This window comes from Streptomyces sp. Ag109_O5-1 (assembly GCF_003814875.1).
GTDB lineage: Bacteria > Actinomycetota > Actinomycetes > Streptomycetales > Streptomycetaceae > Streptomyces > Streptomyces sasae.
The window spans coordinates 8,095,566-8,120,269 of record NZ_RKQF01000001.1 but is presented as its reverse complement, the minus strand read 5'-3'; the positions used below and the strand labels follow the sequence as shown (position 1 = coordinate 8,120,269).

At 69.3% G+C, this 24,704-nt stretch carries 32 protein-coding genes; 1 reads left to right on the top strand and 31 read right to left on the bottom strand.

The features are described 5' to 3' along the window. Positions 1–8 precede the first annotated feature (8 nt). Genes EDD90_RS55865 through EDD90_RS36895 form a run of 3 tightly spaced genes read right to left on the bottom strand, consistent with a single transcriptional unit; the run spans position 9 to position 6,424 of the window. Positions 9–1,478 carry a hypothetical protein gene (locus EDD90_RS55865; RefSeq protein WP_185149365.1) on the bottom strand — a complete coding sequence of 490 codons (1,470 nt, stop codon included), beginning with the start codon at positions 1,476–1,478 and terminating at the stop codon, positions 9–11. Further along, positions 1,475–5,902 carry a phage tail tape measure protein gene (locus EDD90_RS36900; RefSeq protein WP_123977231.1) on the bottom strand — a complete coding sequence of 1,476 codons (4,428 nt, stop codon included), beginning with the start codon at positions 5,900–5,902 and terminating at the stop codon, positions 1,475–1,477. The genes EDD90_RS55865 and EDD90_RS36900 overlap by 4 nt, the downstream gene beginning before the upstream one ends. A gap of 42 nt (positions 5,903–5,944) precedes the next feature. Further along, positions 5,945–6,424 (bottom strand): hypothetical protein, encoded by a 480-nt coding sequence (locus EDD90_RS36895; RefSeq protein ID WP_123977229.1) that lies wholly within the window; start codon positions 6,422–6,424, stop codon positions 5,945–5,947. An 83-nt stretch (positions 6,425–6,507) separates the two neighbouring features. Here EDD90_RS36895 and EDD90_RS36890 point away from each other — a divergent pair, with 83 nt between their 5' ends. Then, positions 6,508–6,987: a hypothetical protein gene (locus EDD90_RS36890; protein ID WP_123977227.1), complete on the top strand. Its 480-nt coding sequence runs from the start codon at positions 6,508–6,510 to the stop codon at positions 6,985–6,987. Positions 6,988–7,054: 67 nt separating this feature from the next. On the opposite strand, the gene EDD90_RS36885 is transcribed toward EDD90_RS36890, so the two are convergent. The 28 genes from EDD90_RS36885 to EDD90_RS55840 all read right to left on the bottom strand — a co-directional run bounded on the left by EDD90_RS36885 (position 7,055) and on the right by EDD90_RS55840 (position 24,651). Then, positions 7,055–7,462 (bottom strand): hypothetical protein, encoded by a 408-nt coding sequence (locus tag EDD90_RS36885; RefSeq protein ID WP_123977225.1) that lies wholly within the window; start codon positions 7,460–7,462, stop codon positions 7,055–7,057. A 17-nt stretch (positions 7,463–7,479) separates the two neighbouring features. Beyond that, positions 7,480–8,511 (bottom strand): phage tail tube protein, encoded by a 1,032-nt coding sequence (locus tag EDD90_RS36880; RefSeq protein ID WP_123977224.1) that lies wholly within the window; start codon positions 8,509–8,511, stop codon positions 7,480–7,482. Continuing rightward, on the bottom strand, positions 8,511–8,774 hold the full coding sequence (locus EDD90_RS36875; RefSeq protein WP_123977222.1) for a hypothetical protein: 264 nt from the start codon (positions 8,772–8,774) through the stop codon (positions 8,511–8,513). Before EDD90_RS36875 ends, EDD90_RS36880 begins: the two co-directional genes overlap by 1 nt. Positions 8,775–8,783: 9 nt before the next feature. Beyond that, entirely contained in the window at positions 8,784–9,245 is a 462-nt protein-coding gene (locus tag EDD90_RS36870; RefSeq protein WP_123977220.1) for a hypothetical protein, read from the bottom strand. Continuing rightward, positions 9,245–9,790, bottom strand: coding sequence for a head-tail connector protein (locus EDD90_RS36865; protein WP_123977218.1), 546 nt, complete (start codon positions 9,788–9,790; stop codon positions 9,245–9,247). The genes EDD90_RS36870 and EDD90_RS36865 overlap by 1 nt, the downstream gene beginning before the upstream one ends. Continuing rightward, positions 9,790–10,104 (bottom strand): histone-like nucleoid-structuring protein Lsr2, encoded by a 315-nt coding sequence (locus EDD90_RS36860; protein ID WP_123977216.1) that lies wholly within the window; start codon positions 10,102–10,104, stop codon positions 9,790–9,792. Before EDD90_RS36860 ends, EDD90_RS36865 begins: the two co-directional genes overlap by 1 nt. After that, complete coding sequence (locus tag EDD90_RS36855) at positions 10,104–12,275, bottom strand: head maturation protease, ClpP-related (protein ID WP_123977214.1); 2,172 nt, start codon at positions 12,273–12,275, stop codon at positions 10,104–10,106. The genes EDD90_RS36860 and EDD90_RS36855 overlap by 1 nt, the downstream gene beginning before the upstream one ends. Next, positions 12,272–13,645, bottom strand: a complete 1,374-nt coding sequence (locus EDD90_RS36850; protein WP_123977212.1) for a phage portal protein — start codon at positions 13,643–13,645, stop codon at positions 12,272–12,274. The genes EDD90_RS36855 and EDD90_RS36850 overlap by 4 nt, the downstream gene beginning before the upstream one ends. Then, positions 13,645–13,878 (bottom strand): hypothetical protein, encoded by a 234-nt coding sequence (locus EDD90_RS36845; protein WP_123977210.1) that lies wholly within the window; start codon positions 13,876–13,878, stop codon positions 13,645–13,647. Before EDD90_RS36845 ends, EDD90_RS36850 begins: the two co-directional genes overlap by 1 nt. A gap of 12 nt (positions 13,879–13,890) precedes the next feature. Beyond that, positions 13,891–15,396 carry a hypothetical protein gene (locus tag EDD90_RS36840; protein ID WP_123977208.1) on the bottom strand — a complete coding sequence of 502 codons (1,506 nt, stop codon included), beginning with the start codon at positions 15,394–15,396 and terminating at the stop codon, positions 13,891–13,893. Then, positions 15,365–15,676, bottom strand: a complete 312-nt coding sequence (locus EDD90_RS36835) for a hypothetical protein (RefSeq protein ID WP_123977206.1) — start codon at positions 15,674–15,676, stop codon at positions 15,365–15,367. Before EDD90_RS36835 ends, EDD90_RS36840 begins: the two co-directional genes overlap by 32 nt. Positions 15,677–16,085: 409 nt before the next feature. Continuing rightward, complete coding sequence (locus EDD90_RS36830; RefSeq protein ID WP_123977204.1) at positions 16,086–16,355, bottom strand: endonuclease domain-containing protein; 270 nt, start codon at positions 16,353–16,355, stop codon at positions 16,086–16,088. Between the two features lie 58 nt (positions 16,356–16,413). Next, positions 16,414–16,647 (bottom strand): hypothetical protein, encoded by a 234-nt coding sequence (locus EDD90_RS36825; RefSeq protein WP_123977202.1) that lies wholly within the window; start codon positions 16,645–16,647, stop codon positions 16,414–16,416. 19 nt (positions 16,648–16,666) lie between these two features. Then, a complete protein-coding gene (locus EDD90_RS55860; RefSeq protein ID WP_185149364.1) occupies positions 16,667–17,650 on the bottom strand; it encodes a hypothetical protein in 984 nt (327 codons plus the stop codon). Between the two features lie 28 nt (positions 17,651–17,678). Further along, complete coding sequence (locus EDD90_RS36815; protein ID WP_123977200.1) at positions 17,679–17,888, bottom strand: hypothetical protein; 210 nt, start codon at positions 17,886–17,888, stop codon at positions 17,679–17,681. Positions 17,889–18,090: 202 nt separating this feature from the next. Then, the gene (locus tag EDD90_RS36810) at positions 18,091–18,291 is read right to left on the bottom strand and encodes a hypothetical protein (protein WP_123977198.1); all 201 of its coding nucleotides are present in this window, start codon (positions 18,289–18,291) and stop codon (positions 18,091–18,093) included. Between the two features lie 7 nt (positions 18,292–18,298). After that, positions 18,299–18,580: a hypothetical protein gene (locus EDD90_RS36805; protein ID WP_123977196.1), complete on the bottom strand. Its 282-nt coding sequence runs from the start codon at positions 18,578–18,580 to the stop codon at positions 18,299–18,301. Positions 18,581–18,750: 170 nt separating this feature from the next. Then, positions 18,751–20,862, bottom strand: coding sequence for a zonular occludens toxin domain-containing protein (locus EDD90_RS36800; protein ID WP_123977194.1), 2,112 nt, complete (start codon positions 20,860–20,862; stop codon positions 18,751–18,753). Between the two features lie 86 nt (positions 20,863–20,948). Beyond that, positions 20,949–21,107: a hypothetical protein gene (locus tag EDD90_RS55855; protein ID WP_185149363.1), complete on the bottom strand. Its 159-nt coding sequence runs from the start codon at positions 21,105–21,107 to the stop codon at positions 20,949–20,951. Next, a complete protein-coding gene (locus EDD90_RS36795) occupies positions 21,100–21,315 on the bottom strand; it encodes a hypothetical protein (RefSeq protein ID WP_123977192.1) in 216 nt (71 codons plus the stop codon). The genes EDD90_RS55855 and EDD90_RS36795 overlap by 8 nt, the downstream gene beginning before the upstream one ends. Continuing rightward, the gene (locus EDD90_RS36790) at positions 21,312–21,497 is read right to left on the bottom strand and encodes a hypothetical protein (RefSeq protein ID WP_123977190.1); all 186 of its coding nucleotides are present in this window, start codon (positions 21,495–21,497) and stop codon (positions 21,312–21,314) included. Before EDD90_RS36790 ends, EDD90_RS36795 begins: the two co-directional genes overlap by 4 nt. Positions 21,498–21,512: 15 nt before the next feature. Next, positions 21,513–21,680, bottom strand: a complete 168-nt coding sequence (locus tag EDD90_RS55850) for a hypothetical protein (RefSeq protein ID WP_185149362.1) — start codon at positions 21,678–21,680, stop codon at positions 21,513–21,515. A 96-nt stretch (positions 21,681–21,776) separates the two neighbouring features. Beyond that, positions 21,777–22,193 (bottom strand): hypothetical protein, encoded by a 417-nt coding sequence (locus EDD90_RS36785; RefSeq protein ID WP_260328361.1) that lies wholly within the window; start codon positions 22,191–22,193, stop codon positions 21,777–21,779. Continuing rightward, positions 22,190–22,366 (bottom strand): hypothetical protein, encoded by a 177-nt coding sequence (locus EDD90_RS55845; protein WP_185149361.1) that lies wholly within the window; start codon positions 22,364–22,366, stop codon positions 22,190–22,192. Before EDD90_RS55845 ends, EDD90_RS36785 begins: the two co-directional genes overlap by 4 nt. Beyond that, positions 22,366–23,502 (bottom strand): hypothetical protein, encoded by a 1,137-nt coding sequence (locus tag EDD90_RS36780; protein ID WP_123977186.1) that lies wholly within the window; start codon positions 23,500–23,502, stop codon positions 22,366–22,368. Before EDD90_RS36780 ends, EDD90_RS55845 begins: the two co-directional genes overlap by 1 nt. Beyond that, the gene (locus EDD90_RS36775) at positions 23,499–23,750 is read right to left on the bottom strand and encodes a hypothetical protein (RefSeq protein WP_123977184.1); all 252 of its coding nucleotides are present in this window, start codon (positions 23,748–23,750) and stop codon (positions 23,499–23,501) included. The genes EDD90_RS36780 and EDD90_RS36775 overlap by 4 nt, the downstream gene beginning before the upstream one ends. Continuing rightward, a complete protein-coding gene (locus tag EDD90_RS36770) occupies positions 23,747–24,496 on the bottom strand; it encodes a DUF6907 domain-containing protein (protein WP_123977182.1) in 750 nt (249 codons plus the stop codon). Before EDD90_RS36770 ends, EDD90_RS36775 begins: the two co-directional genes overlap by 4 nt. Then, positions 24,493–24,651 carry a hypothetical protein gene (locus EDD90_RS55840; protein WP_185149709.1) on the bottom strand — a complete coding sequence of 53 codons (159 nt, stop codon included), beginning with the start codon at positions 24,649–24,651 and terminating at the stop codon, positions 24,493–24,495. The genes EDD90_RS36770 and EDD90_RS55840 overlap by 4 nt, the downstream gene beginning before the upstream one ends. Positions 24,652–24,704: the final 53 nt, after the last annotated feature.

Here is a 24,704-nt window from a genome sequence, read left to right as displayed (position 1 = left end):
CGAGCATGTCAGGGTCCGAAATCAAACTGGGCGATGTCCAGGAGCGTGCCGGGGAAGGCATTGGCGATGTCCTGGAGGGTGCTGAAGTTGTTGGCGATGTCCTGGAGCGTGAAGCCGGCCGCCTCGAGGACATCCGGCCACGGCTGCGTCTCGACCGTGTCCAAGTCCCACAGCCTGTACGGGGTCTGCCAGTTCCGGCGCTCGTCGTCGTCGAGGAGCGCCAGCCAGCCGTCGACACCGGGAAGGGTCACCTCCTTGCGGATGAGGATCGTGCCCTCAGTCGCGTTGTCGAGGACGTCCTGGAGGTCTTCGCCATCATCGTCGGTGTCGGTGGACACCGTGACGGTGGCCTGCGCCGAGCTGCGCTTCTTGCCCTGTACGACCAGGCGCCCGTTGATGTTGAAGGTGGTGGCGTCCCGGGTGCGTTTCTTGTCGGGCCAGTCCTCGATGAACACCTGCGCGCCGACGCCCCGGACGGCGTCGGAGATGACATCGCTGTTCACCGTCGACGTGATGGGCCCCGAGTAGACCGTCCACTGGGTGCCGTACATGTCGGTGAGCAGGGCCGCATAGTTCAGGGAGATCCCGAACGGCTGCTCGGCGTCGACCCGCAGCAGGGCGCTCTGCCCGGTCACGTCGATGCCGCTGGCGGCCCGGACTGCGGTCAGGGTGGTGCCGACCTGCCGGTACAGGGTGACGGTGACGATGTCGTCGCCCGTCAACCCGGTCGCACTGACCAGGTTGCGCGGCGGGAACACGGACTGGGCGGTCGCGTTGACGTCCGAGCTGGCTTCCCGGATGCGGATCGCGCCTGCCACTCCGGTCGTTGATGCTCCGAGCGTGGCTGTGATGGTGGGTACGACGGTGGCCGTCCCGGACGACACCGACGTGCTGGCCGACCCGATTCTCACGCCGTTGCCGGTCGCCACAGCGGACGACAGGCGGCCGGTCGTCGTGCCGAAGGTGATGCCGGCCGCGGTGATGCCCTGCGTGGGGATACCGGTGGTGGAGCTCGGCAGGCTATAGCCGAGCCACACGAAGTCACCGGGAGCCCATGTCGCAGAGGTCGAGCAGGGCGCCGAGAAGGCTGTGCCGGACGTGGTGTCCTCGCCGGCCTCCCACACCCAGCGCCAGTCGGTGCCAGCCGACCGGGAGAGCAGGGTGATCGCCCCGGCGATGACCGATCCCGACGTGCCGGAGGGAATCGACGTCGTCGGCTGCGCGTCCGCCCCAGCCAGCACCCGGACGAACATCGTGACCCTGCGCGGGCCGGTGCCCGACCCCCAGGTGCCGCCGCCACCGGTGAAACTTCCGGCAAGCGTCCATCCGGACGGGGTGACCGGCTGGGGGAGGGACGGATGCCCGGAGGCAACCTGCAGAATCGCGAGCTGCCCCGCGCTGGCTCCCGCCGGATAGGCCACCGTGATCGTGTCGGTGTGCTGCGCGACGGAACCGATCCCGACGTAGGAGATCGTCACCCGTTCCTCCTCCCCACCTTCGCCCGGTAGGCCTTGTCATCCTGCGACGCCTTGATCATTGGCTTGGCTTCAGCCCGGATCAGGGCCTTCAACGTCGGGTCGTCGAAGTGGATGTGTACCTCAGTGCCCGCGGCCTGCCCGCTCGTGAGCAGGGTCGCCAGCCGGTCGAACGCTGCCGCCTGGCGGCCCGGGGCCGACGGGAGGACGGCGGCCTTCCGGGCGGTCATGGCCACCCGGTGAGCAGCCGCAGCGACGTGCGGGAGGTGCTTGTCCATGCCGACGACCACGCCGAGGGCGACCTGTTTGCCGACCCTGTCCCGGAAGACCTGGCTCGGGCTCTTGATCTTCAGGTCGTGCTCGACCTGCTTCACCAGGACGGATGCCAGCTTGGACATCTCCTTGGTGAGTTCCGCCTCCTGCGACTTCAGGCCGGTCAGGAACCCCTTTCCGGCGTTCTTGCCGCTGTCGTACATGAGGTCGGCCATGTTCTGGCCGAAGGACGTGGCCAGCTTGCTCCCGGACGCCTCGAGCTTGTTCAGCTTGGAGATGTCCTGGGTGGTGACCATCTTGTCGCCGAGGATCGTCGCGAGCTGGCTGCCCGGACCGGCCTCGGCGAGCTGCTCGAGCAACTGCTTGCTGGCGCCGCGCGCCTTCAGGGACTTCTCCAGCGTCACGAACGACGACGCCGTCTTCTGCTGGCCGGTCATCTGCGAGATGAGGCCGCCGACGCTCGTCGCCGAGGTCCCGCTGATGGACAGGAAGTCGTTGATGCTCGACGCCTGGTCGCTGGCGTACTGGTTGGCCGCCGTGATCTGACTGGCGATCCCCGCCTTCTTCGCGGCGAGGGATTCGAGCTTGCTCCCCTTCCTCTGGATGGCCGAGGCGGTGCCGGAGTAGCCGGCGTTCAGCAGTTTCGTCGCCAGGCTCTTGATGGCTGAGGTGATCGCCGAGGCGGTGCCGGTCGCCAGGGTCTTCTGCAGGCCGGTCGCGATCGTGTTCGCGATCGACGTCTTGGCGCTGCGCTGGGCGTTCTTCAGCGAGACCTCGGCAGCCTGCAGTTCCTTCTTCGCCGCCTTCAGCCTTGTCTCGGCCGCCTTCACGCCCTTGCGGCGCCGCTCGGCGCGCGCCAGGTCGTCCTTGGCGTCCGCGACCTTCTGGCGGTCGCGGCGTACCCGGTCTGCAGCGTTGCTGATGGTGCCGGATACGTAGCCAGGCAGACGGATGCCGGCCGAGGAGGCCGCCGCCATGGACTGCTGGTGGTTCAGGACGGTCTCCCCGCCGCCGAACCTCACCAGCTCGGGACCGCGCTCGCCGACCCACGCCCAGCCGGGCGCGGCACCGTCGGTGCCCTTGGCGTACCAGCCGACCTTCGTCTCGTGCGCCCAGGCCGATGTTGGCGACCCGTACCGGGACTTGATGTAGCCCAGGCCCCACCGGATCTGTGTGTCCGCGTTCGTCCGCCAGTCGGAGCCTGCCGACGACATCTTGCTGGCCGGCAGAGCTTGAGGAATCCCGTAGGCGCCGCTGGAGGGGTTGGTGGCCTGTGGGTTCCAGCCGGACTCCCGGTTCCACAGAGCCTTCAGCGCGGGCCACTCTGCAGGCCCCCAGCCGTAGGCCTGCATCGCGACCTGGGCGAACTGCTGCGCACCGCCGCTCGCCGACGAGTTGCCGAGGCCGATGCTGGACGCGATGCCCTTCACGGTCCCGGCGACGGAGTCACCGATGTGGTAGACGAAGTCGCCGACGTCCTTGAACCCGACCTTCAGCCCGGACAGCAGGCCCTTCATCAGGGCGACACCGGCCGGGTGCAGCAGCTGCCGGTCGAGGGAGATCGGGCCCTTGTGGGCCTTGATCCACCCGGCGACGCCCGACACCCAGTGCTGGACGGCTCCCCAGGGCTGCTTCAGCCCGGAGAACAGGCCGCTGGTCACGGACTGGCCCTTGCTGTACAGCCATGAGCCCGCGCCGCGGAAGGCGCCGACGGTGGGGTTCTGGACGTGCGAGGTGAACCAGCCGCCGATGCCCTTGGCGACGGACCATGCGCCCGACTTGAAGCCGGACACCGTGGCAGCGCCCTTCCCGGACAGCCAGGAGCCCGCGCCCGCGAAGGGCGCCAGCACCGGGCCGATGACGTGGGCGCCGATCCATCCGCCGATGCCCTTCGCGGCACTGAGGATGCCGAGCAGCAGGCCGGCGACAAGGTTGCCGCCGATGCCGATGAACACGGTGGACGGGCTGTGGATGCCGAACCCGTCTTTCACCCAGTTGATCACCGGGTCGACGAGGTGGCCCTTCAGCCACGCGCCGGCTTCCTTCGTCTTGGACCAGATGCCGCTCATCAGCGACTGAGCCAAGTTGACGCCGACCTGCCAGAACGTGAACCGGCCGAACCACTTGTAGGCAGCGCGGATGAACTTGTTGCTGGAGCCGGGCAGGTGGTCGAGCAGGCCTTGGCTCATGCTGTCGACCAGCTCGCCGCCCTTGCGCTTCAGGAGCCGTCCCAGGTCACCGAGGCGTACCGGAAGGAGTACCAGCTGATCCTCGAACCACTGTGCGATCCGGGGGAAACGTTTCGCGAAGGCGTCCTTGAACCCTCCGGCGACGCGCCCGACCCAGCCGCGGACGCCCCGCAGCGTCGGGCCCACGGACTCGCCCAGCTTCTCGGCAAACGGGATGATCCTCGACCAGGGGATCCGTCCCAGCTGCTCCGACAGCATGTTCATGAACGGGCCCGCGAACTTCTCCCCGAACTTCGCTCCGAGCTTCAGGCCGATCCCGGCCGCCTTGCCTACGGGGATGATCGAGACGGCGGCGATGATGGCGTCAAACCAGTGCTTCGACCAGAAGTCCGCGTGGAACAACGGATCGAAGAGGTTGTCGATGATGCCGATCGACAGGGGCACCGCCACAACGCCGAGTTGCTTGCCGACGTTCACCCAGTCGATGCCGCCGATGGCTACGCCGAGCTTCTTCGACAGGTCCGTGCCGTGGGAAGCCACCCACTGGAATGCCGTACCGATGCCGTCGCCGAGGACGCTACCGAGATCACCCCAGTCGACGTCACGGAAGCCAGTCGCGACCGCGTCATGGATCTGCTGGCCCAACTGCGACGCCGACGACTTCGGCACCGTCATGACCGGGCCCTTGTCAACGCTCGGCGTGGCCACGTTCTTCGCGGCCTTACCAGAGGCGCCCTGGAAGAAGTCGGTGACGATCTTCTCGACGTTCCTGAATTCCCGCTTGATCTTGTCCGTCGGGACAGCGCCCAGCAGCTTCGCGCCGAAGTGCTCGACAGTGGGGATGCCCTTGTCGTTGAGGAACCCGATGAAGTTCGTAACCGGCGGCAGCAGCACAACGCCGAGGCGCGTCGCCGTGGACTCCAGGCCGGTGGTCAGCCGCTTCCACTGCGCCTCGGCAGTCGCGCGCTGAGCCTTGACCGCGTCCGCATACTTGCCCGTGGACTTGTTGACCTGGTCCTGCTTCTTCTTCAGGACATCCAGGTTGGAGACCATCGACAGGATGCCCGAGGACGACTTGCCGCCGCCGAACGCCCGGGACAGGATCTGCGACTGCTGCGCCGCCGACAGCCCCGACTTGTCCAGGTGGTCCTTCAGCAGCTGAATCGCGCCGATGATGCCGTCCTTGGACCGCATCGCGTTCGCCAGATCCAGGCCCGTGAGCCCGATCTTCTTCAGCTGCTTCTCCGCAGCGCCCGACGGAGCGCCAAGCAGCGAGATCGACATGCGCAGCCGGGTCGCCGCGTCCGAGGCGGGCACGCCTTCGTCCGTGAACAGGGCGAGTGCCGAACCGACCTGCTGAAGCGACAGACCGAACGTCTTGGCCGTCGGCAGGATCCCGGACGCCAGGGCGTCGGTGAAGTCCTGCATGGTCATGTTGCCCGCGCCGATGATCGCGTTGACCGTCGACGCGGCCTGCCCGAAGTTCGTGGCGCCCTTGATGCCCGTGCGCCAGGCGCCGGCCAATGCGTTGGTGGTGTCCTCGAGGTTGCTGCCACCCACCGCAGCGAGATCCGACGCCGTCCGGAGCGCCTTCATCGCGTCGACGTTGTCCATGCCGACGCTCTTGAGGTGATACAGGCTGTCGGCGAGTTGCTCGGGCGCCTGCTGCACCTTCCCACCCAGCTGCAGAACCTGCTTGGAGAGGACCTGGACGTCCTTCGCCGACCCGCCGGCCTGAGTGCTGATCTTTGTCATGCTGGCCTGGAAGCCCTTGGCCAGGTCGAAGGAGGCGACGCCGAGCGCGCCGACGGCCAGGGTGCCGACCTTCAGGCCGCGGCCGATCGCCGCGCCGACCGACGTGCTACGGCGCTCCAGACCGGTCGCAGCCTCCCCGACCCGGATGAAAGTACGGCTGGCGTGGTCGCGGGCGATGAGGTCCCAGACGACAGCGGTACGTGACGCCACAACCCACCTCCTTGGAAGGGGCCGGGGCGTGTCACACGCCGGTCAGGTGACCTTGTTGGCTACGCGGTTCGCCGCAGTGCGGATGTTCCGGTTCGCGCGAGCGCTGAGCGGCCGCACCGTCTTGTAGAAGTAGGGCTTCGGCTGCTGCTGCACCCAGACGTCATGGCCGAACACCGGGTGCCGCCACGGCCTTTTCGTGCCCTCCATGTACGCCTGGAGGGCCTTCTTCTTCGCCGGCATCTTCCGGCCGTCCACCCGGATACGGACGCCGGTCTGCCGCCCGGTCGTCTTCACTTCCAGCTTCACGGCCTTGACCATTTCGCCGCGCAGCCCGTCCGGCCGATACGGCTGCTTGGACGGGATGTTGCGGATGGCCTGCTTCACGGCAGGCACCATCGGCTTTGCGGCCGCCCTGAGTTCCTTGCGGAACTCGGCACCCAGCTGCTTCTCCCCCATCCGCCGGAGCTCGGTGGAGATCCGCTTCAGGTCACGGCCGGTACGTAGTTGCACGCTCGCTACCACGGGCGCCTCCTTGATCCTGTTGACCCGGTTTGTGTGCGGTGGGAGCATCCGGCCCACCACACACGGCACATAGGGGGCGGCGCATGGACGACGAGGACGTGTACGAGAGGGTCGCTCGGGAGCATCCGGAGCTGACCGGCCGGGACCGGCTGTGGGCCATCCGAGAGCTGAAGCAGCAGCAGAAGGCGGAGCGACGACTGGCGAAGAACGCCGGCCGCGAGTGCCCCGCCTGCCACGAGACGGTAAAGCCGGTCGAGAAGACCGGGCTCGTCACGCTGGCCGCGTGGGCCTTTGTGGTCGCCCTGGTGACGCTCGGGATGTCGGTCGTCGCAGCCGCCCACGTGTTCGCCGACGACACCGTGCACGGTGCTGCAATCATCGTGCTGTGGCCCGTCGCCGCTGCCGAGACCGGCTTCGTGCACCCACACCTGTTCGCCGTCCTGGTGGCCTTCGTCGAGTTTCTCGTCGTCGGCCAGACGTTGATGAAGCTGGACGAGCGGGCGAAACGCAATGCCCGCTGTCCCGAGTGCGACCACCCGATGCCGCCCGAATCGGCCGCCTAGTCGTCCGAGCCGCCCTCCTTGGCGAGCTGGTCGGACGTGTCGGCGAGGATGTCGAACTCGATGAGGGTCAGACGGCCGATGTCGCCGGGGGTGTACTTGAAGTGGTAGGCGAAGGGTCCGAGGTATCGGTAGTACCGGGCGTCGGGGTCGTCCCAGTCTCGCCAGGCGGCGTAGGGTCCACCGCCTCCTGAGACGCCTTGGGCTCTCCCTCCGCTTCCTCCTCGTCTTTCATCGGCTCGAGGTCGATGTCCGCGAAGTCGAGGGAATCCAGGTCGCTGTACCTGAGGGTCTCCCCGGCGCGCTTCTTCGCCAGGTAGATCAGGGACTGGATGGCGTCCGGGTCCATCTCGTCGATGCCCCGGGACCACTTCGGGAGGGTCATCCCGGTGTACGTCTTGATCTCGCGGGCCTCGGCGAGCAGGAGGTGATCGCCGTCGAACTCGTAGACGACGTTTTCCACGGTCAGCTTGAACACAGTGCCGTTTCCTCCTGCTACAGGGTCGCGTCGGCGGAGACGATGCGGACCTGGATGGGCGGGTTGGTCTCGTCGCTGTAGACCTCGAAGTCCGTGGACATGCTGACGATGTCCGGACCGCCGACGTTCGGCGCGGCACCCTTGAGCTTCACCGCCGGAAGGATGATCTCCAGGGTGTCGTTGCTGCCCGAGGCGCCGATCGCGTTCCCTGTCAGGGTCAGCACCATCGCGGTTGTGGTGTTGTTCGTGAACAGGTCGTACAGCTCGGTCTTGTTGAACTCGGCGCTGAGGCTGCCGGTGATGGTCGGGGTGTCGTTCTCCAGCTGCTCGGCCTTCAGCCCGCTGTTGCCGATGCCGAACCTCTCGCCGGCCATCGGGGCGGACCCCTGCACGCTCATCTCGGTGATGACCGTGGCAGCCGCTGTGTTCCCGGCCACCGTGGTCTTACCACTGGTCGTGGTGGCGGTGCCGCCCAACTTCAGGGTCGCATTGGCGAAGCTGAAGACCTTCGCTCCGGACAGGTACGAGGCGGCAGCCAGCGCGGTCGTCGTGTCCTGGCTGCGGCCGTCCACCGTCAGCTTCAGCGTGGGGATCGCGTTGTCGGAGACCGTGAACTCCCACTGGCCGATCTTGCAGCCCGCGAACATGAACGGGCGCACGGTGCCCGTGGACGGCTCGGGCCGGCCCACCTGGATGGTCAGGCCCTTGCCGCGGAAATCCCCCGGCGTGTGGACCTGCTCGTAGGCCGGCGCCGTCAGCGCCGTCGGCGTCGTCACTGCAGAGGCGAGGGCGTGCTTCCACAGCAGGCCCATGCCGAGCGTGGCGTGTTCCAGGGTGAAGTCTCCGGACACGCTCTTGCGGGAGATCGACACCCGGGACGCCCGCTTGTACTTCGTGCCCGCCCGCAGCCCCGTCGGCTCGAGGAACGTCGGGTCGAACTTGAAGGACTCGTCATTGAACTCGTAGGTGTGGTCCGGCGTGACCGCGGTCCCCCACGTGGTTTCCGAGCCCACCATCAGCTGTGCGTCGAGACCGCTGCCGGTAGCCATCAGCCGTCACCCTTCTCGTCGTCGGCGGCCTTCGCCGGGGTCTTCTTCGCCGCCGGCGTTGCTTCGACCGCCCAGCGGGACTTCGGGAAGGCGCGCTGAGCGTCGCCCTCACCGCACAGGTAGGCGTCGCCGGCCTCGTTCTCCTCCACGGGACCGGCGACGGTGATGACCTGGCCGCTGTCCACGGGCAGGCTGTTCGGGCTGTCCGGGGGCGCGTACAGGTGCACGGCCTCCCCGAGGTTGCGCAGGCGTACAGCGCCCATCGGTCTCTCCTAGATTCGTGTGGTGCAGGTGACGGTGAACGGAAGGCGGCCCTGGATGCCGTCCGGGGTCTGCTCGGGGTGGAAGGCGTGCTCGGTGACCGCGCAGACGGTCGGCGTCGGGAACCCCAGGGACGGGTCGGCACGCAGCACGCTTTCCACAGCGGCCAGGACCTCGTAGGTGCGGACCCGGCAGGCGCGCACGTCGGTGGATCCTCGCTGGACGAGGACGGCGCACGTCACCGTGATGTCCTCGTTCTTCTTCTTGGCGCCGAGGCCCGCCCATTCCTGCTGTGCGGTGGCCGCTGTGAAGTCGCCTTCGGGGTCGCCGTCGTAGCCGACGAACACCCACTCCTCGGCGGCCGAGTCGGTGACAACCGGGCCGTCGACGACTTTCACCCCCGTCAGGCCACCGGAGGCCTGGAGCGCCGCCACGAGCGCGTCGATGAGATCCGGTACGCGCGAGGTCGTCATCAGCCCACCACCGGCCTCGGCGCCCCGAGCCACTCCAGCGCCTTGCGTGGGATGGAGTAGAAGAACCTGGGGTGGACTTCCTCGGGGCCGATGACGCCGCCGCGGACCGGGCCGCCTTTGCCTCGCTGGGTCTCCCAGTTGTGCTGGAGGATCACCAGCGCCCCCCGCTTGTACCGGTTCGGGACTGTGGTGTACCCGGCTTGGTACACCACCTCGACAGCCCCGGACACCGGCGGCCCCGACAGCACGCGAACCAGTCCCGTTTCCGGGTCGGTCCGCATGTTCGCCACGTCCCACGTCGTTGACCCGTCGAACGTGGCGATCGAGACCAGGGAGATCACTGGCACTCTCCACAGCCGGAACCGTCGGCGACCACACAGGTCGAGGTCCTGGCTGATCTGGCGCGCCTCGATGATCTCCTTCTTGTAGTCCTCGACCACACCGGTGATGGCGTCGACGTATTCCTGCAGTTCGTCGTCATCACTGGTGTCGCTGACGTCGATCCTCAGCTGCTTCTTGGCCTCGGCGAGCGTGACGATGGACATCACGCCTCCGTCTGGGCCGCCTGGTACTGCTCGACGACCGCGTCCGGGATCTTGCCCTTCGGCGAGACCTCGATGCCGTTGTCGGCCGCCCACGCCCGCACCTGCTTGGCGTCGGGCTGGGACGCCGGCGTTTCGCTGACGGGGGGCGTCTCGGGTTCCGTGCTGTAGTGCACCCTGAGCGGCTGCCACAGCGACGGGCACGCTGCCACGATGTCGTGGTCCGCGTGCGCCAGGGTGCGGCCCGCCTCGATCATGTGCGGGATTCCGTCCATCGTGATCGCGGCCGATTCCGAGGCCATCAGAATCTCCGTCATCACAGGACCTTCAGCAGGCGGAACGCGTTCGCGTTGACGATGACCGCGTTGTTCCTCCACCAGGCGTAGTAGCCGCGCTGGCCGGTGGGCATGCCCACACCGCTTCCGGCGGTCGCCTGCTGGAACAGCTGCGGGATGAGCTCCATGTTCATCCCGGCCTGGTCCACGATCAGGTACTGGGAGAAGTCGCCGAACAGGGCGATCTTCTTGGTGGTGGCGATCGCCGAGTCCATCAGCGAGTTCTCGTTCACCGAGTAGCCGATGAACTTCGAGGGGGTGCCGACCTGGAGCGACTCGGCCCAGATGTTGGCGATCGAGGAGCCGAAGCCGCGGCAGACGTCGTAGACCGCCGAGTTGGCCATCCACTGCGCGCGGGACCGGAACCGCGGTCCCAGGGCGTTCTTCAGGCCGTACAGGTCGGTGAGGGCCAGCACGTTGGTGGTCGCCGTGCTGATGGTCTGTCCGGCGGGCAGGGTGCCGATGACGCCGCCGGCCGCCGGTGCCGTGCCGTTGCCGGTGGTGAAGGACGTCGCCTCTTCGATGTCCTTGGCGTCGGTCAGCAGGCGCATCATCTCGCTCTGGAGCGCGACCCAGTCGCCCTCGAGCTCGACGGAGAACGGGATGAACCCCTGGACGCGCTCGGTGCGGACCTTCGGCTGCGCCAGCGTCGGCGAGTTGTCGGTCGCCGGCGTGGCCTCGGCGACACGCGACACCGTGACTCCAGCCGAGGAGACCAGGTCGTACTCCTTGCCGACGATCCGCTCCACCCTGGAGATGGAACGGATCGGGTTGGTCGCGCCGTCGGACGTCAGCACGATCGTGGGGTCGAGCTGGAACGGGACCGCGTAGCCGCCGCCCGCGTCCGAGGACTCGCCGAGCGCGAGGATCTGCGCGTCCCGGCCGCCGAGCACGCCCGGGTTGCCCGCGGCCAGCGCACGCCCGAACACGCGCGAGTAGCCCGGCGAGCCGGTCGCGAGGATCCGTCGCGCGAGCAGCCCCTGCCGGTCGTCGGTCACCGTCGCAAGCAGACGCTCGACGCTGGTCTGCGCGTCCTCCCGGTTCGATCCCGGGAAGCGCGCGGCCTCGATCGCCCGCATGGCGTTGTCCCGGTAGAGGGCCGGGAGGTCCTCCACCGAACGGGCCTGCTGGCGGATCGCGGCCAGGTCGTAGATGTCCCGGCTGAAGTGCGCCGCCGGAGCGGCCGGACGCTGCGGCTGCATGCCTCCGCCCTGGGCGGCGGTCTGCGGGCCCTCGTGGGTCTGCGGGCGTCCGGCGTGGACGTCCGCGAGGACCGCGTTGCGGGCCTCGACCGCATCGAGTGCCGCCTGGTGGTCGCGCCGCTCGGCGACCAGCTGGTCCCACTCGGCCTGCGTGTCGGTCGGCAGCACCGCCGCCGGGTACTGCGCGGCGATGTCCTGGAGCCGGCCGCCGATGTCGGTGATCCGGCTGCGGCGCGCCTCGATGGTGAGCGCGCCCTCGTCCTCAGGCAGCATGGTCTGTTCCTCTCCTTCGGTCGCGGGCGCACCCGCCGTGTGTGAGCCGTTCGGCGCGGTCGTTGCCGCCGCGCGGATTCCGGTCCCGGGGGATACCGCGGCGGCCGGTGCCGGCTCGCGGGTGGTGCTGAGAATCCCCGTGATCAGGCCCGCGTCCAGGGCCTCTTGCGGGGTGAACCAGGTCTCGGCCTGCATCAGGCCGCGCCAGTGGTCCGGTTCGCCGCCGGCGGTGTCGGCGTAGATCCCGGCGATCTGGTCGGAGACGGTCTGGAGCCGCTCCACCATCTGCTGCATGTCCTCGGCGTTCCCGCCGGTCCACGCGGACGCGTCGTGGATCATCATCTGCGAGGTACGGGCCATCAACCGCTGCTCGCCCGCCATGGCGATAACCGAGGCGGCGGACGCGGCCAGCGAGTCCACCACCGTGGTCACCCCTGTACGGGAGATGAGCGCGTTGTAGATGGCGTAGGCCTCGAAGACGTCGCCGCCACCGGAGTTGATGTGGACCTCGACCGGCCCGGTCCCCGAGGCGGCCAGGTCCCGGATGAAGTCGGAGGCGGTGACGCCCCACATGCCGATCTCGTCGTAGATCAGGATCTGTGCCGGTGCGCCGTCGCCCGCCGAGTTGGCGATGCGGTACCAGCCGGCACCGTCGCGGTGCTCTCGCTCACGCCTCATCGGCGCGTCACTTCCTTCCCGTTGGCGGGTGCCGGTGCGGGCCCGGGTGCTGTGCCGGGCGAGAAGCCGGGTGCCGGTTCCTGGCCGCTGGAAGGCGGCAGGAGCTGAACAGAGGTCAGACCGGAGTGCTTGAGCAGCCCCCAGTCGTTGTTGCGGACCGCGGCGACCACCGTCTCGGGGATGAAGCCGTCCCGGATCAGTGCGGCGATCGTCTGCGCTTCCTGCGACTGGACGGTCGCGAGGTCTTTCGCGTCCTCCCGCATGAACGGGATCCGGTTGTCGTACCAGAGACTCGCGCCCTTCGGCGGCGTCAGGATCGGTTGCAGCGATGAGGCGGCGTTCCCCCACAGGTGCGCCATCGTGCCGTCGGAGAACCGGCGGCGCGCGCTGTCGTAGTTGCCGGCGTTCAGGGTCGAGCCCTGCATGCCCTCGAAGAACGCCACCCACGACGGGGGGACACCGGCCGCGCTCGCCAGACGCGACTCGGCGCGCCCCTGGATCACGGCGTAGTCCATGTCCTTGAACGACGACCCGATCGACACCGGGTCGCCCCCGCCGCCCAGGTACAGGGTCTTGAACGCGTTGGCGGCGCCGCGGTGCTCTTCCTCGAGGAGCGCCTTGAACGCCTTGACGTTCTCCAGCGACACCTGCGGGTCGAACTTGATGGCCATGTTGGGGGTGGCGGCGTTCTCGAAGAACCGGTACTTGTGCTCGGTCGCCGCCTGGTCACCCTGCAGATCTCGCAGCACTGGCGTGATCCACGACATGCCGAGGAAGTGGCGGTCCGGATCGGGCAGCGGCGCGTAGTGGCAGATCTGCGACGGGAGGAAGAACTGCGGCCGGCCGCCCGGCGGTACGTAGAGGTAACCGGCGACCGTCGTATCGGCCGCCGCCCACGGGTCTTCGGCGTTCTCCTGCGATCCCAGCACGATGATGACCCAGGCCGGGTTGAGCCGGTGCAGAGTGGAGGCCTTGCGCCGGATGTAGGCGTTGCCGGCCGCCGAGGCGTCCCATTCCATGCGCGCCAGCAGGTCCGCGGTCGTCCCGCCCGGCCACGGCTGCTCGAGCACCGCGAGATCGGGCGTCCCGAATAGGTCGCCGGGCTGCGACCCCTGGAACCGGGTCCACTGAAACCGGACCTGAGAGAAAACCTGCATCCTGGCCAGCACCAGCGAGAACACCGGCCCGGAAGTCTTCGCGGCCCATTCGGCAGTCCACGCGACGCGCTCCTGGTCAAGCTGCGAGTACGTGGTCTGCATCAGCGGGTACTGCGTACCGCCGAAGGAGAACCAGGACGCGTACTCGTCCAGGCTCAGATTCTTCGGGCGCGGCGGCGCCAGCTGTGCGTTGATCCGATCCAACAGCCCCATCAGCCAGCCCCGCTCTCACGGCCCGGCCGCCGCGCGTCCGCCCATCCGACACGCACTGCGGCCACCGCCCACGCCAGCGCCAGCCACACCAGCGCGCAGGCCTTCGCCGCGCACCAGCCCAGCCCCCACAGCAGCCCGGCGAGCACGGTGGCAACGGTCCGCCAGAACCGGACCTCCTTGGCCTGCTTGCTGATCCGGTCGACCGGTACCCGCTGAACCCAGGTGACAGCCATGGCGTCGCCTCCCTATCCCCACAGTGCGAAGGGCGCCACAGGCTCCGTGACACCGAAAGTTGCGTGACCGTGGCGAGCCAGGGTGACCGCCACCAGCGGCGGGATCGGCGCCCCGCTCTTCGGCCGCGACCACGCCCACGCCTCGGCCAGCGGCCGGGTCTGCACGCCGTCCACGGCCGTGTCCAGCGGCGCTTGGCCGATGTGCCGGAACTGGCCGTTGGCGATGTCGTCCGCGAGCGCCCCGCACGCCTGCGCGTACTCGCGCGAGCCCACGAAGTGCAGCCGCCACTTCCCGGCCACCGGGTCCTTCTCCGTCGTGAAGCCCTTCTCCAGGAGCACCTTCTCCAGCGAGCCGGCCGGGCCCGCCGGGTCGATGACCAGCGCGACCGGAGTCGGCTGGATCGTCTGGAACAGCTCCACCAGCCGTGCCACCACCCAGCCGGTACCGGCCCGGTGTTCGATCACCTCGCCGTGGACCCGGCCGTCCTCGCGGCGGCCGCCCACTGCGATGCTGGCCAGCGACCGGTCCGGCGTGATGTCCACGGCCAGAGCCACCGACCCGGTACGCCGGGACTCCTCATCGAGGCATGCCGTCCAGTCGGCCGGTTTGATCGGGTTCTCCAGGACCAGCGGGTCGTCCCACCAGCCCATCCGCTCCCGGGCGTACTCGGCCGGCGGCAGCGCACGCCGCTCGCCGCGCACGTAGGTCACCGTGATGCGGCGCCCGATCGCCGGGTTGGCCGCCTTCACCAGCTGCATGTTGTCGCAGCCGCAGCCCTCGGCGTCCAGGGCGTGCGTGCACTCCTCGCCGTCCTTGCACGCCTCCTTGGGCGGCGGAGCACACCACTCGAAGTACGCCAGCTGTTCCTCGCCGCCGGGCCGCCCGCGGTCCCGGATGCCGCGCAGGACGGATGATTCGACCTTCCCCGCCGAGGAGGCGTACACCACCTGCGGGTCCGGGCGGGCTGCCAGAGTCGGGAACAGGCTGCCCATGTGGGCGGGCTGAAGCGCGAATCCCTCGTCGAGAATGACCTTGTCACCGGACAGGCCACGGCCACCCGAGTTCGTCCTCGCTTTGAAAATCAGCCGCCTGTCCCCGAACAGCTCGATCGCCTCGTCACCGTTCCCACGGTGAATGTCCTTGACCCGCCGGGCGAACGACGGCGTGCCCATGATGAGTTCTTCCATGTCCCGGAAGGCCTCCTGAGCCGTCCGGAACTCGTGCGCGCTCCACACCACCAGCCGCTGATCCGTCAGGAACAGCCAGCCGATCGCCGCCTGCTTCAGTACGCCCGTCTTCAGGTTCTGCCGGCCCACGACGACGGCGTTCTCCAGCGCCACCGCCCTGTCGTCCTCGCCCACCGCGAACAACGCGTCCAGGATCAGCTGCTGCTCGGGATCCGGCGGGAACTTCGCCAGCTCACACAGCTTCGCCACCTGGGGGCCGTAGGTGTCCACGTGCGGAGGCACCCAGGAGAAGGTGGGCCTAACGAGCCCGGCCGCGCTGCTTTTGCTCACGCTGCTTCCTCACCTGGTCGATCGGGTCCGCCTCCTGCTCGGCGCCTGCCAGCGCGACCGTCATCGCGGCCCGCAACTCCTTCGCCAGGGCGGCGAAACCGGATCCGGTGTCCATCGGCCCGGCCTGGTCGAGGCGGCGGGCCAGCGCGAGGACCACGCCGCCGGCCAGCGTGTCGGCACGGCCGAACGACTCCAGCTCGGCCTGAGCCTGCTGCTCGAGCGGGCCCAGCCTCCGAGGCCGGTCCTCACCCGGCGGGACGGAGGCGAGCTCGAACGCCACGACCGTGCTCGTGCCCTTGTGTGGGCTGTTAGCGGCACCGCGCTGTGCCTGTACGCGGCACCCGTTCGAGCAGTACTTCGCCGTGCTCCGCTTCGCCTCGAAGGGCTCTCCGCAGGCCTCGCATTTCTTCCTCATCTCGACCCCCGGACACTTGACGTGGGGTCTGACCTGCGGAAACATGGATTGCAGGTCAGGCGGAGCCCACCGGGAAACCGGGACGCAGGCACGCGGCCGACACCGAATCCCGCAACCCTTCGAGCCGAATGTGGCGCGCGGGGTGATCTTGCGTGTGCCGCTACGTCATTTCACGGGGAGAGAAATCCTGACTGGGGGCGGGGTCAGGGTCCGACCATGATCACGTCAGAACCCCGCCCCCCTACCCAGGCCCGCCGCGCCCTCGGCACCGCGCTCACCAGGACTCGGACGTCTTCAGGGTGCTTGACCTGCGACGTTTCGCGTTGCCGCGTCGCGCGCCGTCGGATCGGTTGCACGATGCGTGGGCCATGCCGCGATAGCCGGTGCGGTCGGCAGTGTGGTCGAGGTCGAGCTTCTGGCCGGGCAGCATCACCAGCTTGCAGTGCACGCAGGCCTGTCCATAGGCCTCGGCCAGCAGGGCCTTGCGGAGCTGCTGATGTTCGTAGCCGTAACCAGATGCGGTTGTGTTGCCTGATCGAGCCACTGTTCACCACCAACTGCGTGCTCGTGTCGTGCTGGCCAAGGGCTGCGCGTGTGTAGGGTCAGCCGACCGCATGGGCGTCGGCTTCCTCGGCCCAGTGGACTATCGCCTCGTCTGTGTCTGCCACGGTGGCGTCGAGTGTGGCGAGGCGCACGTGGTCGATGCTGGTGGCGGCTTCGAGTCCGATGCCGGGCTGGTCGTAGAGGACGATGCCGGAGGGGAAGGCCACCCCGTGGATGTCCTGCTGCCCGGGCTGGCGGATGACGAACCGGCGGGCGAACTGGACCTTGTCCATGGTCGCTACCTCCTGAAGGCTAGGCCGGTTCGGGGCCGAAGTTGGTGAGGAGCATGTACCAGGGATATGTGGTCCCTGCGTAGATCGTCTCGCCGCCCGAGCCTTGGTAGGCCAGCGCGATGGTGGCCTTTCCGCTGCCGTCGATCTCGCCGGCGCCGACGACGATCTGCATGGTGCCCGGTACTCCGGGGAAGCTGGAGGCCTGCGGGTAGTAGGACGGGTGGCCTTCGGGTAGCGGTGTGGCTGAGTCGGTTCCGAGGTAGCGGGAGATCGCACCTGCGGACGTCAGGATCACCAGGTCGAGGAAGGAGCCGGAGCCGGTACGCATGAAGGACGGTGCGATCTGGAGCCGGTCTCCGATGGCGGCCGTGACCGATGCTGCCAGTGGAGTTGCCCCGGACGTCACGACGGTCCATGAGGCGGCTGCGGCCAGCGTGATGTCGCCTGGGGTGAGCCGCACGTCGGCTGTGCGGATGGTTGCTGACGTACCGGCGGGTCCTTGTGCTCCGGTGTCGCCCTTGGGGCCGGCGGGTCCTTGGGCTCCACCTGCTCCGGCCGGTCCAGTGGCGCCCGTTGCTCCGGTTGCTCCCGTTGCGCCGGTCGGTCCGGCTGGTCCTGCGGGTCCGGCCGGCCCTTGCACGATGAGGTAGTTGCCGTCGTCGGCGGTGACGGGGGTGAGTTGGGCGATCTTCTGGGTGGGCGTGGCTTTCAGGAGCCGGACCGGGAAGCTGACGGTGTCGGCGTCGTAGAAGGTGAGGGTGAGCTGGTAGGTGCCGCCGGATGGGTTGATGCCGTCTGCGTCGTTGGCGACCGCGGTGATGGTCACGTGGCCGGTGGTGTCGAAGTCGGCGCGGGCTGGGCCCTGGACGGTGATGCCGGTGTCGGCGGCGACCAAGCGGCCGGCGGTGGGTTCGAGGCGGACGTGGCCGACCATCGCGGTGCCGTCGGGGTGGGTGTAGTCGCCGACCAGGGTGACGGTGGCCATGCCGGATGGGAGAGGCATGCGGCACCTCCTCGTGGGCGGCTGGCGGTCAGAGGCGGCTGATGCCGTAGACCATGGCGAGTCGGGTGTACTGAGCCCGTTCGCGGGTGGCGGCGGGGAGTTCGAGGGGCGCGGGTCCGCAGCAGCCTTTGAGGCAGGTGCTGTGTCCGTCGGAGACGAGGTGGACGTGCTTGCCTTCGCGGGCGAGCTGGTGTGCGGCCTCGGCGGCGCTGCGGGGCGCCGTGATCGTGGTGGGCATGGCGCCTCCGTGGATGGACGGCGACGGCGCGGGCGGGTTGCCCTCTCCCGCGCCTCCGGTCGTGACCCGGTCTCCGCGCCGTCGCCGGGCACGACGAAGCCCCGGCCGGGGGAACCGAGACCGGGGCTTCGTGTGCGTCTTGTGATGCCTGTGTGCGGGCATGGTTGTACAGGCGGATCGTCACACAGGGTCTGACCTGCGGTCAAGCGGTAGCGCGATCAGCGCGTTTCGCGGCGAGGGCGGCGACGTCCGCGGCGGCGAACTCGGGGTATCGCTCGCTGCCGCCGGTGCGGCGCAGCTGCTTGCGGAGGACAAGGTTGCGGAGGGCGCCGGCGCTGATGCCGAGGGCCTGGCGGGTCTGTGCGGCGGTGAGGTGGCCGGGGCGGGCGTAGAGCTGGTGCATGACCCCATCATGGGGCTGCCGTGAGGTCCTCCGGGTGCTCGGCGTCGTACCGCTTGCTGCACGGCTCGCACTGGCCGGACGCTTCGGGGACGGGGGCGCCGAGAAGGTGCTCGGCACAGAAGTAGCCGCCGCAGCCGTACTCGTCTCCGCCGGGGGTGGCACCGCATAGGTGGGCGAGGCCGCGGTCGATCTGCTCCTTGCAGCCGGTCTTCTCGCAGACCGTCTCGACTGCGTACCCGGCCTCGATCTCTTCGCCGTTGCGGCTGATGGTGTAGTGCGCGTAACCCATGGTGGCTCCTTCGTATGGTGGTGGGGAGGGAGGCGCGGGCAGGGATCAAGAGGGGCCTGTTTCCGGGTTCTCGCGCCTTGGTGATGTTGCCTCCCTTACCTCCCTGATTGGCCATTTCCGCAGGTCGTGTACAGGGAGGCAGGGTGGGGAGGCGGGTAGGGAGATCTCCCTCAGTCTTCGGTGCCTCCCTCGGGTTCGGTGTCGTCGTCGCGGGCGGCGATGGCGTCCAGGATGCGGTCGAGACTGACGTGCTGGCGGCCGCCGTTGGTCTTGTACTCGCCGTGTCCGGCGTCGTCCAGGACGCTCCGCAGGTTCCGGAACGTCCAGGCGCCGTACTCGACCGGGTTGAGGTCCTGGAGGCCGCGCAGGACGTCCTGGGTGAGCATCTTCGGTTCGTGGCCGAGGACGGTGGCGATGTCGGCGAGGTGGTCGACGGGGGTGAATGCGGGGGCGTCGGCCGGACCGCCCTCGTACAGGGCCATGGCGCGCTCGACGACCGGCGTCACCTCGTCGATGCCACGCTCGGCGTCCCGCTGGACGTAGTGGGACCGGATGATCTCGAACGGCTTGGAGGTGAAGCCGTAGGTGACGGCGGTGCCGACGTCCTGGCCGGGCACGAGTTCGGTGGCGCGGATGCCGGCCTTGTACTTGCCGGAGCCGAGCAGGCCATCGTTGGCGACCTGGTCGCCGACCGCGAACGCCACCCGGTGGGAGGTGTTGCGGGTGACGTCGCGCGGAATGCTGTCGGCGGTCGGGGAGACGGTGACCCAGATGAGGGTGATGCCTACCTTCCGGGCTTTCTTCATCACGCGAATGGCCAGCTCAGCGGCCTCTTTTCCGTACTCCTTGTTCATGAACAGTTCGTGGCACTCGTCGAAGACGACGACCTTGGGCCGCATCCGCGGGTCACGCAGGGCGAGTTCGCGGGTCAGCTTGGTCGAGTCGCCGCCGAGTTCCTCGAGGAGCTTGCCCCGCTCGGTCACCTCGTTGGCCAGGCCGCGCAGCGCGTCGAGGGCGGCTCGGAGTTCCTCGGGGTCGTCGCCCTTGACCAGGTTCCGCAGTCGGGGCCGGAGCGGGTCGTAGTCCACGTTCGCGGCCATCACGTACACCTCGGCGATGACCAGCGGATCCAGGATCGCCCCGAGCAGCAGGGAGACGACGATGGACGTTTTGCCCGAGCCCATGATTCCGCCGACGATCCAGTTCGCGGCCATGAGCTTGCCGATGATCGGTTCACCGCGCTGGGACACGGCGACGGGGACGCCCTTGAAGTAGTCGGTGGTGCCTTCGTGCAGCAGGGGCCAGTCCGGGACCGCGCCGTTCAGGGATCCCTGGTCGGCCACCCACAGGTCGAGGACGCCAGGCTGGTTGGGCGGCTCGGTCGGCCATGTCTCGACGGGCTTGCGCATGAGGTTGTGGGCGAGGACGTTCTTCTTGGCGTTGACCATCTCGACGGTGACGCCCATCGGCAGCTGGAGCTGCGTGTGGTAGCCGTTGCCGAGACGGGTCGTCGGCTGCACCCAACGGGGCTGCCAGCCCTCCTTGATGGCCGCGTTCATCTGCGGGATGGACAGCTTGCCCAGGGCGCGCATGATGGCGTTCTCGTCGGGGATGACGCCCTGCTCGCTCTGGTCGGCGGGGAGTGCCCAGGTGGGTGCTGCTTTCTGGCTACGGCCGACGGCCCAGGCGCCGGCCAGGGCGAGGGCTGGCAGCGAGTACAGCAGCGGCTGCCAGATGATGCTGGCGAGGAACGCGACCCAGGAGACGAACTGGACGGCGGCGTTGATCGGGGTGAGGACGTCGGTGATGTCGTGGCTGTGGGCGGCCATCATGATGCCGATGACCAGCAGGAGCCCGGCGGCGCCGACGAGGGCGGATGCGATGGCCTTGGGCAGGTTGACGGCCATCTGCAGCAGGTCCATGCGCCGCTTGTGCCGGGCGAACCGGTAGGCGTAGGCGCGCTGCTCCCAGGTGCGGAGCAGCTCCTCGTTCCCGGAGGCCTCGGCGATCCGCATCATGCGGTGGTGGATGGCAGTGGTGCGGGCTTCCCAGGCGCGGCGGGCGAGGATGCGGGTGCCGCCCCACAGGTAGGCGCCGTGGCGGACGGTGAACCGGTAGGTGTCGTGCTGGCGGGTGTCGACGAAGACGCGGCGCAGCGAGTCGATACGGATCCGGCGGCGTGGCCGGGACGCCTCGGGACGGTCGCCGGACGGCTGCGGGGCAGGCGCGTCCTGGGCGTCCTCGGGAGTGTCCTTGTGGAGATCGACGGTGGTCTCGGACATTCTGTTCTCTCCGGTCGTTCTGATGGGCGGTCCGGGGCCCGGGGACGGCGACGGCTTGCAGGCAGGACGCCGTCCCCGGGGCAGAGCTACTTGGGCTTGCGGTTGCGGGCGCGTTCCTTCACCCGCTCGATATCGCGGTCGATGTCCGGCTGGTGGAGGATGCCGGCGGCCGCGCGGCGGATCCCGCGGGCCTCGATCCGGGCGATGGCCAGCCGGTCGGTGAGGGTGAGTTTCGGCTCAGGCATCGGCCTGCTCCGGGGCGTCCTCGGCCAGCTCACGGGCCAGCTCAAGGTGGGTGCGGGCTACGTCGTTGTAGAGGGTGCCGACGGCGGCGAGGTGGAAGCCCTCGGCGTGCCGGGCGCTGCCGCGGGTGAGGTGCTCGGCGGTGTCGGCGATCCGGCCGGCCTTGGCGAGGGCCTCGGTGGCGGCGGTGAGGTGCTGTTCGCGGTTCACTGCTGGTCTCCCTGCTCAATGGCGGTGAGGGTGTTGATGGCGTCGAGGTTCGCGTCGACCGATTCGGCGGCGATCTCCGCGGCGACGGTCTGGCCGTCGGCCTGCATGCGCAGCTGGAGGGCGCGGGACCGGGCGGCCCCCCGCTGGTAGTCGGCGATCTGCTGTGCGGTGGTCTTCTTCACGGGAGTTCCCCTCGGTCAGCGCTTGGTCTTCTCGCCGTAGAAGCCGTTGCCGGGGGTGGTGGTGTGGCTCTTGTGGATGCGGGCGTTGCTGTCCTTGGTGCGGACGGCGGGATCCTCGGGTGTCGTCGCGTGGCCGCAGGCCTGGCAGGGCTGGCCGGTCTCGTTCTTCCTGAACAGGTCCATGGGTTCCTCCTGGTTGCGGGCCGGTCGGTCCGGCCCCACCGCGCCCCCGCAACCGTTGCTGGGCGGGCAACAGTTGGCGGGGGACGGAAGGGCAGGTCAGTCGGCCTTCCGCTTCACGACGGGCCGGACCTTGGAGGCGGCCCATCCGGCGGCGAGGATCACCCCGGCCAGGGAGACGCCGACGAGCGGGAGGTTCGCGGAGACGGTCCCGATGATGCCCATGAGGGTGCCGCCGACCAGGACGACGACCGCGCACACGCACGCGGTGCAGACGACGACCACGGCGAGGATCAGGAACGTGATGATGATCAGCCGCTGTACGGCGGGGTCCATGCCCTGCTGGAGCGGGGCCTGGACGACGATCGGCGGCGGGGGCTGCCCGATGGTGAAGTGGACCGGCCGGCCGCGGTCGTCGTAGAGGACGTTCGGCGGCCGGTGGTGCGCCGGGGCCTGCTCCGGGGCCGGGACCACGTAGGTCCGGTACTGCTCCGGGACGTTGGACGGCTCGGTCATCGCGCCCACCTCCGCATCCGGGGCGCGACCGTGCGGGCCAGCAGAGCGAGGAGGAGCGCGTGCGGTACGGCCTTGACCGCGGCCGCCACGAGCACGGCGCCGATGAGGGTGACGACGGACGGGAAGAAGAGCAGGAGGAGCCCGAGGAGGGCGCCCGCGAGGAGTGCGCGCATCAGGCGTAGCCGCCTTCCATGTCGGTGTTGCGGGGCGTTGCAGTGGTCTCGGGCTCGGTCTTCTTCGCGGCCCGCGAGAGGGCTGTGCGGATGTGGTTCTCGGGCAGGACCAGGCGTCTGGTCTGCTTCAGGTGCTCAGCGATCTCGCGGGCTGTTGCGTCCGGGCCGAGGACGGTTGCGGCTTCCTCGACGGCGGCCTGGGGGCTGAGCGCGTCCAGCTCTCTGACCTGGTGCGCAACGCCCGCATCGGGTCGGTCGACGGTGTACTGGGCAGGCTGCTCGGCGAGGACCAGGGCGACCGCGACGGGGTCGACGTTCACGCCGTAGGTGCCGAGGATCGTGGCGAGTTCGACAGCGTCCGCATCGGGGCGCGCGTCGGCCGCAACGCGGATCGCGTCGGCCGGGTCCATCCCAGCGAACCGGGCCCGCAGGATGTCCGTCGCGAACACCGACTTGGGTACGGGTGGGGCGGGCGTTGCGGCTCCGTCGGGCGGAGTCGCAACGCCGTACATGGACGCGAGGGCCGCATCAGCTCCGTCACGGACCCGGACGCGCTGGACGTCGACGAGGCCGGCGCCGAGCTCGGCGTCACCGACGCCCACGTACTTCGCGAGCCGCCAGTACCGGCGCTTGGCGAGCTTCTGCCGCCACTCGCCGGGATGCCCGTCGGCCACGGCCCGCTGGTAGGCGAGCTGCCGGGCGACGTCCGCGTTGCGGCGGATCACCTCGGCGTCCACGCCGGTGCGGTAGACGACGATCGAGCGGGCAATCAGCCCCAGCCCTTCGGCGGCACCGGACATGGCCAGCGGGGTGACCGCATACACGGCGGCCTCGCGGGTGCCGGTGGCGATGGCGAGGCCGATGCAGCTGGCGGAGAGCGGGGCGAGCCACATGCCGCCGCGGACCACGGCCGGGGACGGCATGTTCAGCATGGTCCGCCCCAGCATGATCAGGGCGAGGATCAGGGTGAGGCCTTCGCCGGCGGCGACGACACCGGCCGCGGTCGCCTGGCGGTGGAACGCCGAGACCGCGTTGGTGTACGTGCCCCAGGCGCCGACCCCGCCGACGACGACGATGGCGACGGAGGCCACGCCGAGGACGAGGCCTTGGCCCCAGGTGAGTTTTCTGGTGGTCACTGGTCTTCCTCGCGGAACGTGGCGTATTCGCCGGGCGGATAGACGAAGCCGGTGAGGGCGCCCTCGGCGGCCACGGCGGCGGCGCCGAGTACGGAGACGGCGGCGGCCGTAGTGGCGTGTCCGTGGTTGGACGCCGCTTGCGCGAGGACAGAGGCCGCTGTCGTGGCGCGGCGGGCGCCTGCCGGTTCGCCGTCGTCGGTGGTGGCCGCGTTGTACACGGCGTCGCGGATGCGGTCGCGGATGCTCACTGCTCGGCCCTCCGCACGGCTTCGAGCTCGGCGACCAGGCGCTCGACGCGGACGGCGGCGAGGCGCAGGGCGCGGGCGAGGTTGTGGCCGTCGGCGGGGTCGAGGTCGCCATGCGCGTCGAGTTCGACGGACAGCAGGGGGAACGGTTCGGGCAGCTCGACGGCGTGGGGTGCGTGGCTGATGCGCGCGGTCATGATCTTCGACGGCCCGTAGCGGCCGGTCACGATGGGGGCGGTGACGGGCGCACCGTTGTGGGTGACGTCTGCGAGGTACCCGACGGTGTCGTCGTCGTGGCCGATGCACCAGGCGGGCTCGTCGACGGTGACCTCGCCGTGGTCGACGGTGTCGAGGGTGACGGTGCCCTCGCGGTAGCGCGGGTCTTGCTTGTGGACGGGGGGACGCTCGGACGTGTCGGCCGGGTAGGCGCGGTCGACAGCCCGCCGGAGCGCGTCCATGACGGCCCGCCGCTCGGCGGTGAACTCCGTGTCCTGGTCGCGGGCGAGCAGGTTGTCGATGCTGACGATGCCGCCGGCGGTGAGCATGCCTTCGATCTCGGTGCGCGTCTGCAGGACGGTCAGCTGCTCGGGGTCCTGGTCGGCTGCGATGTCGCTGAAGGCGATCCCGAGGGCGGCGGCCAGCTGCTCGCGGGACAGGGCGACGTCGGTGCGGACGATGACCTCGGGCGTGATGCCCTCGTCGTCGAGCACCTCGGTCGGCCCGAACACGGGCAGGTCTCGGAGGCTCATCGGGCACCCGCCTTGCGGATGCTGCCGGTGACGCCGGCCTCGGTGACGCGCACGGTGAGGGTGCGGCCGGGGCTGCGGCGGATGATGCCCGCGGCGATGAGCCGGCGGGGCTGGGTGGTGCCGCGCGAGGACGCGGGCATGGCAAGATCGGCCATAGCCGGATCTCCTCCTGTGTTGGCAGGTAGGCGGTGCGGTCAGGCCCTTGGCT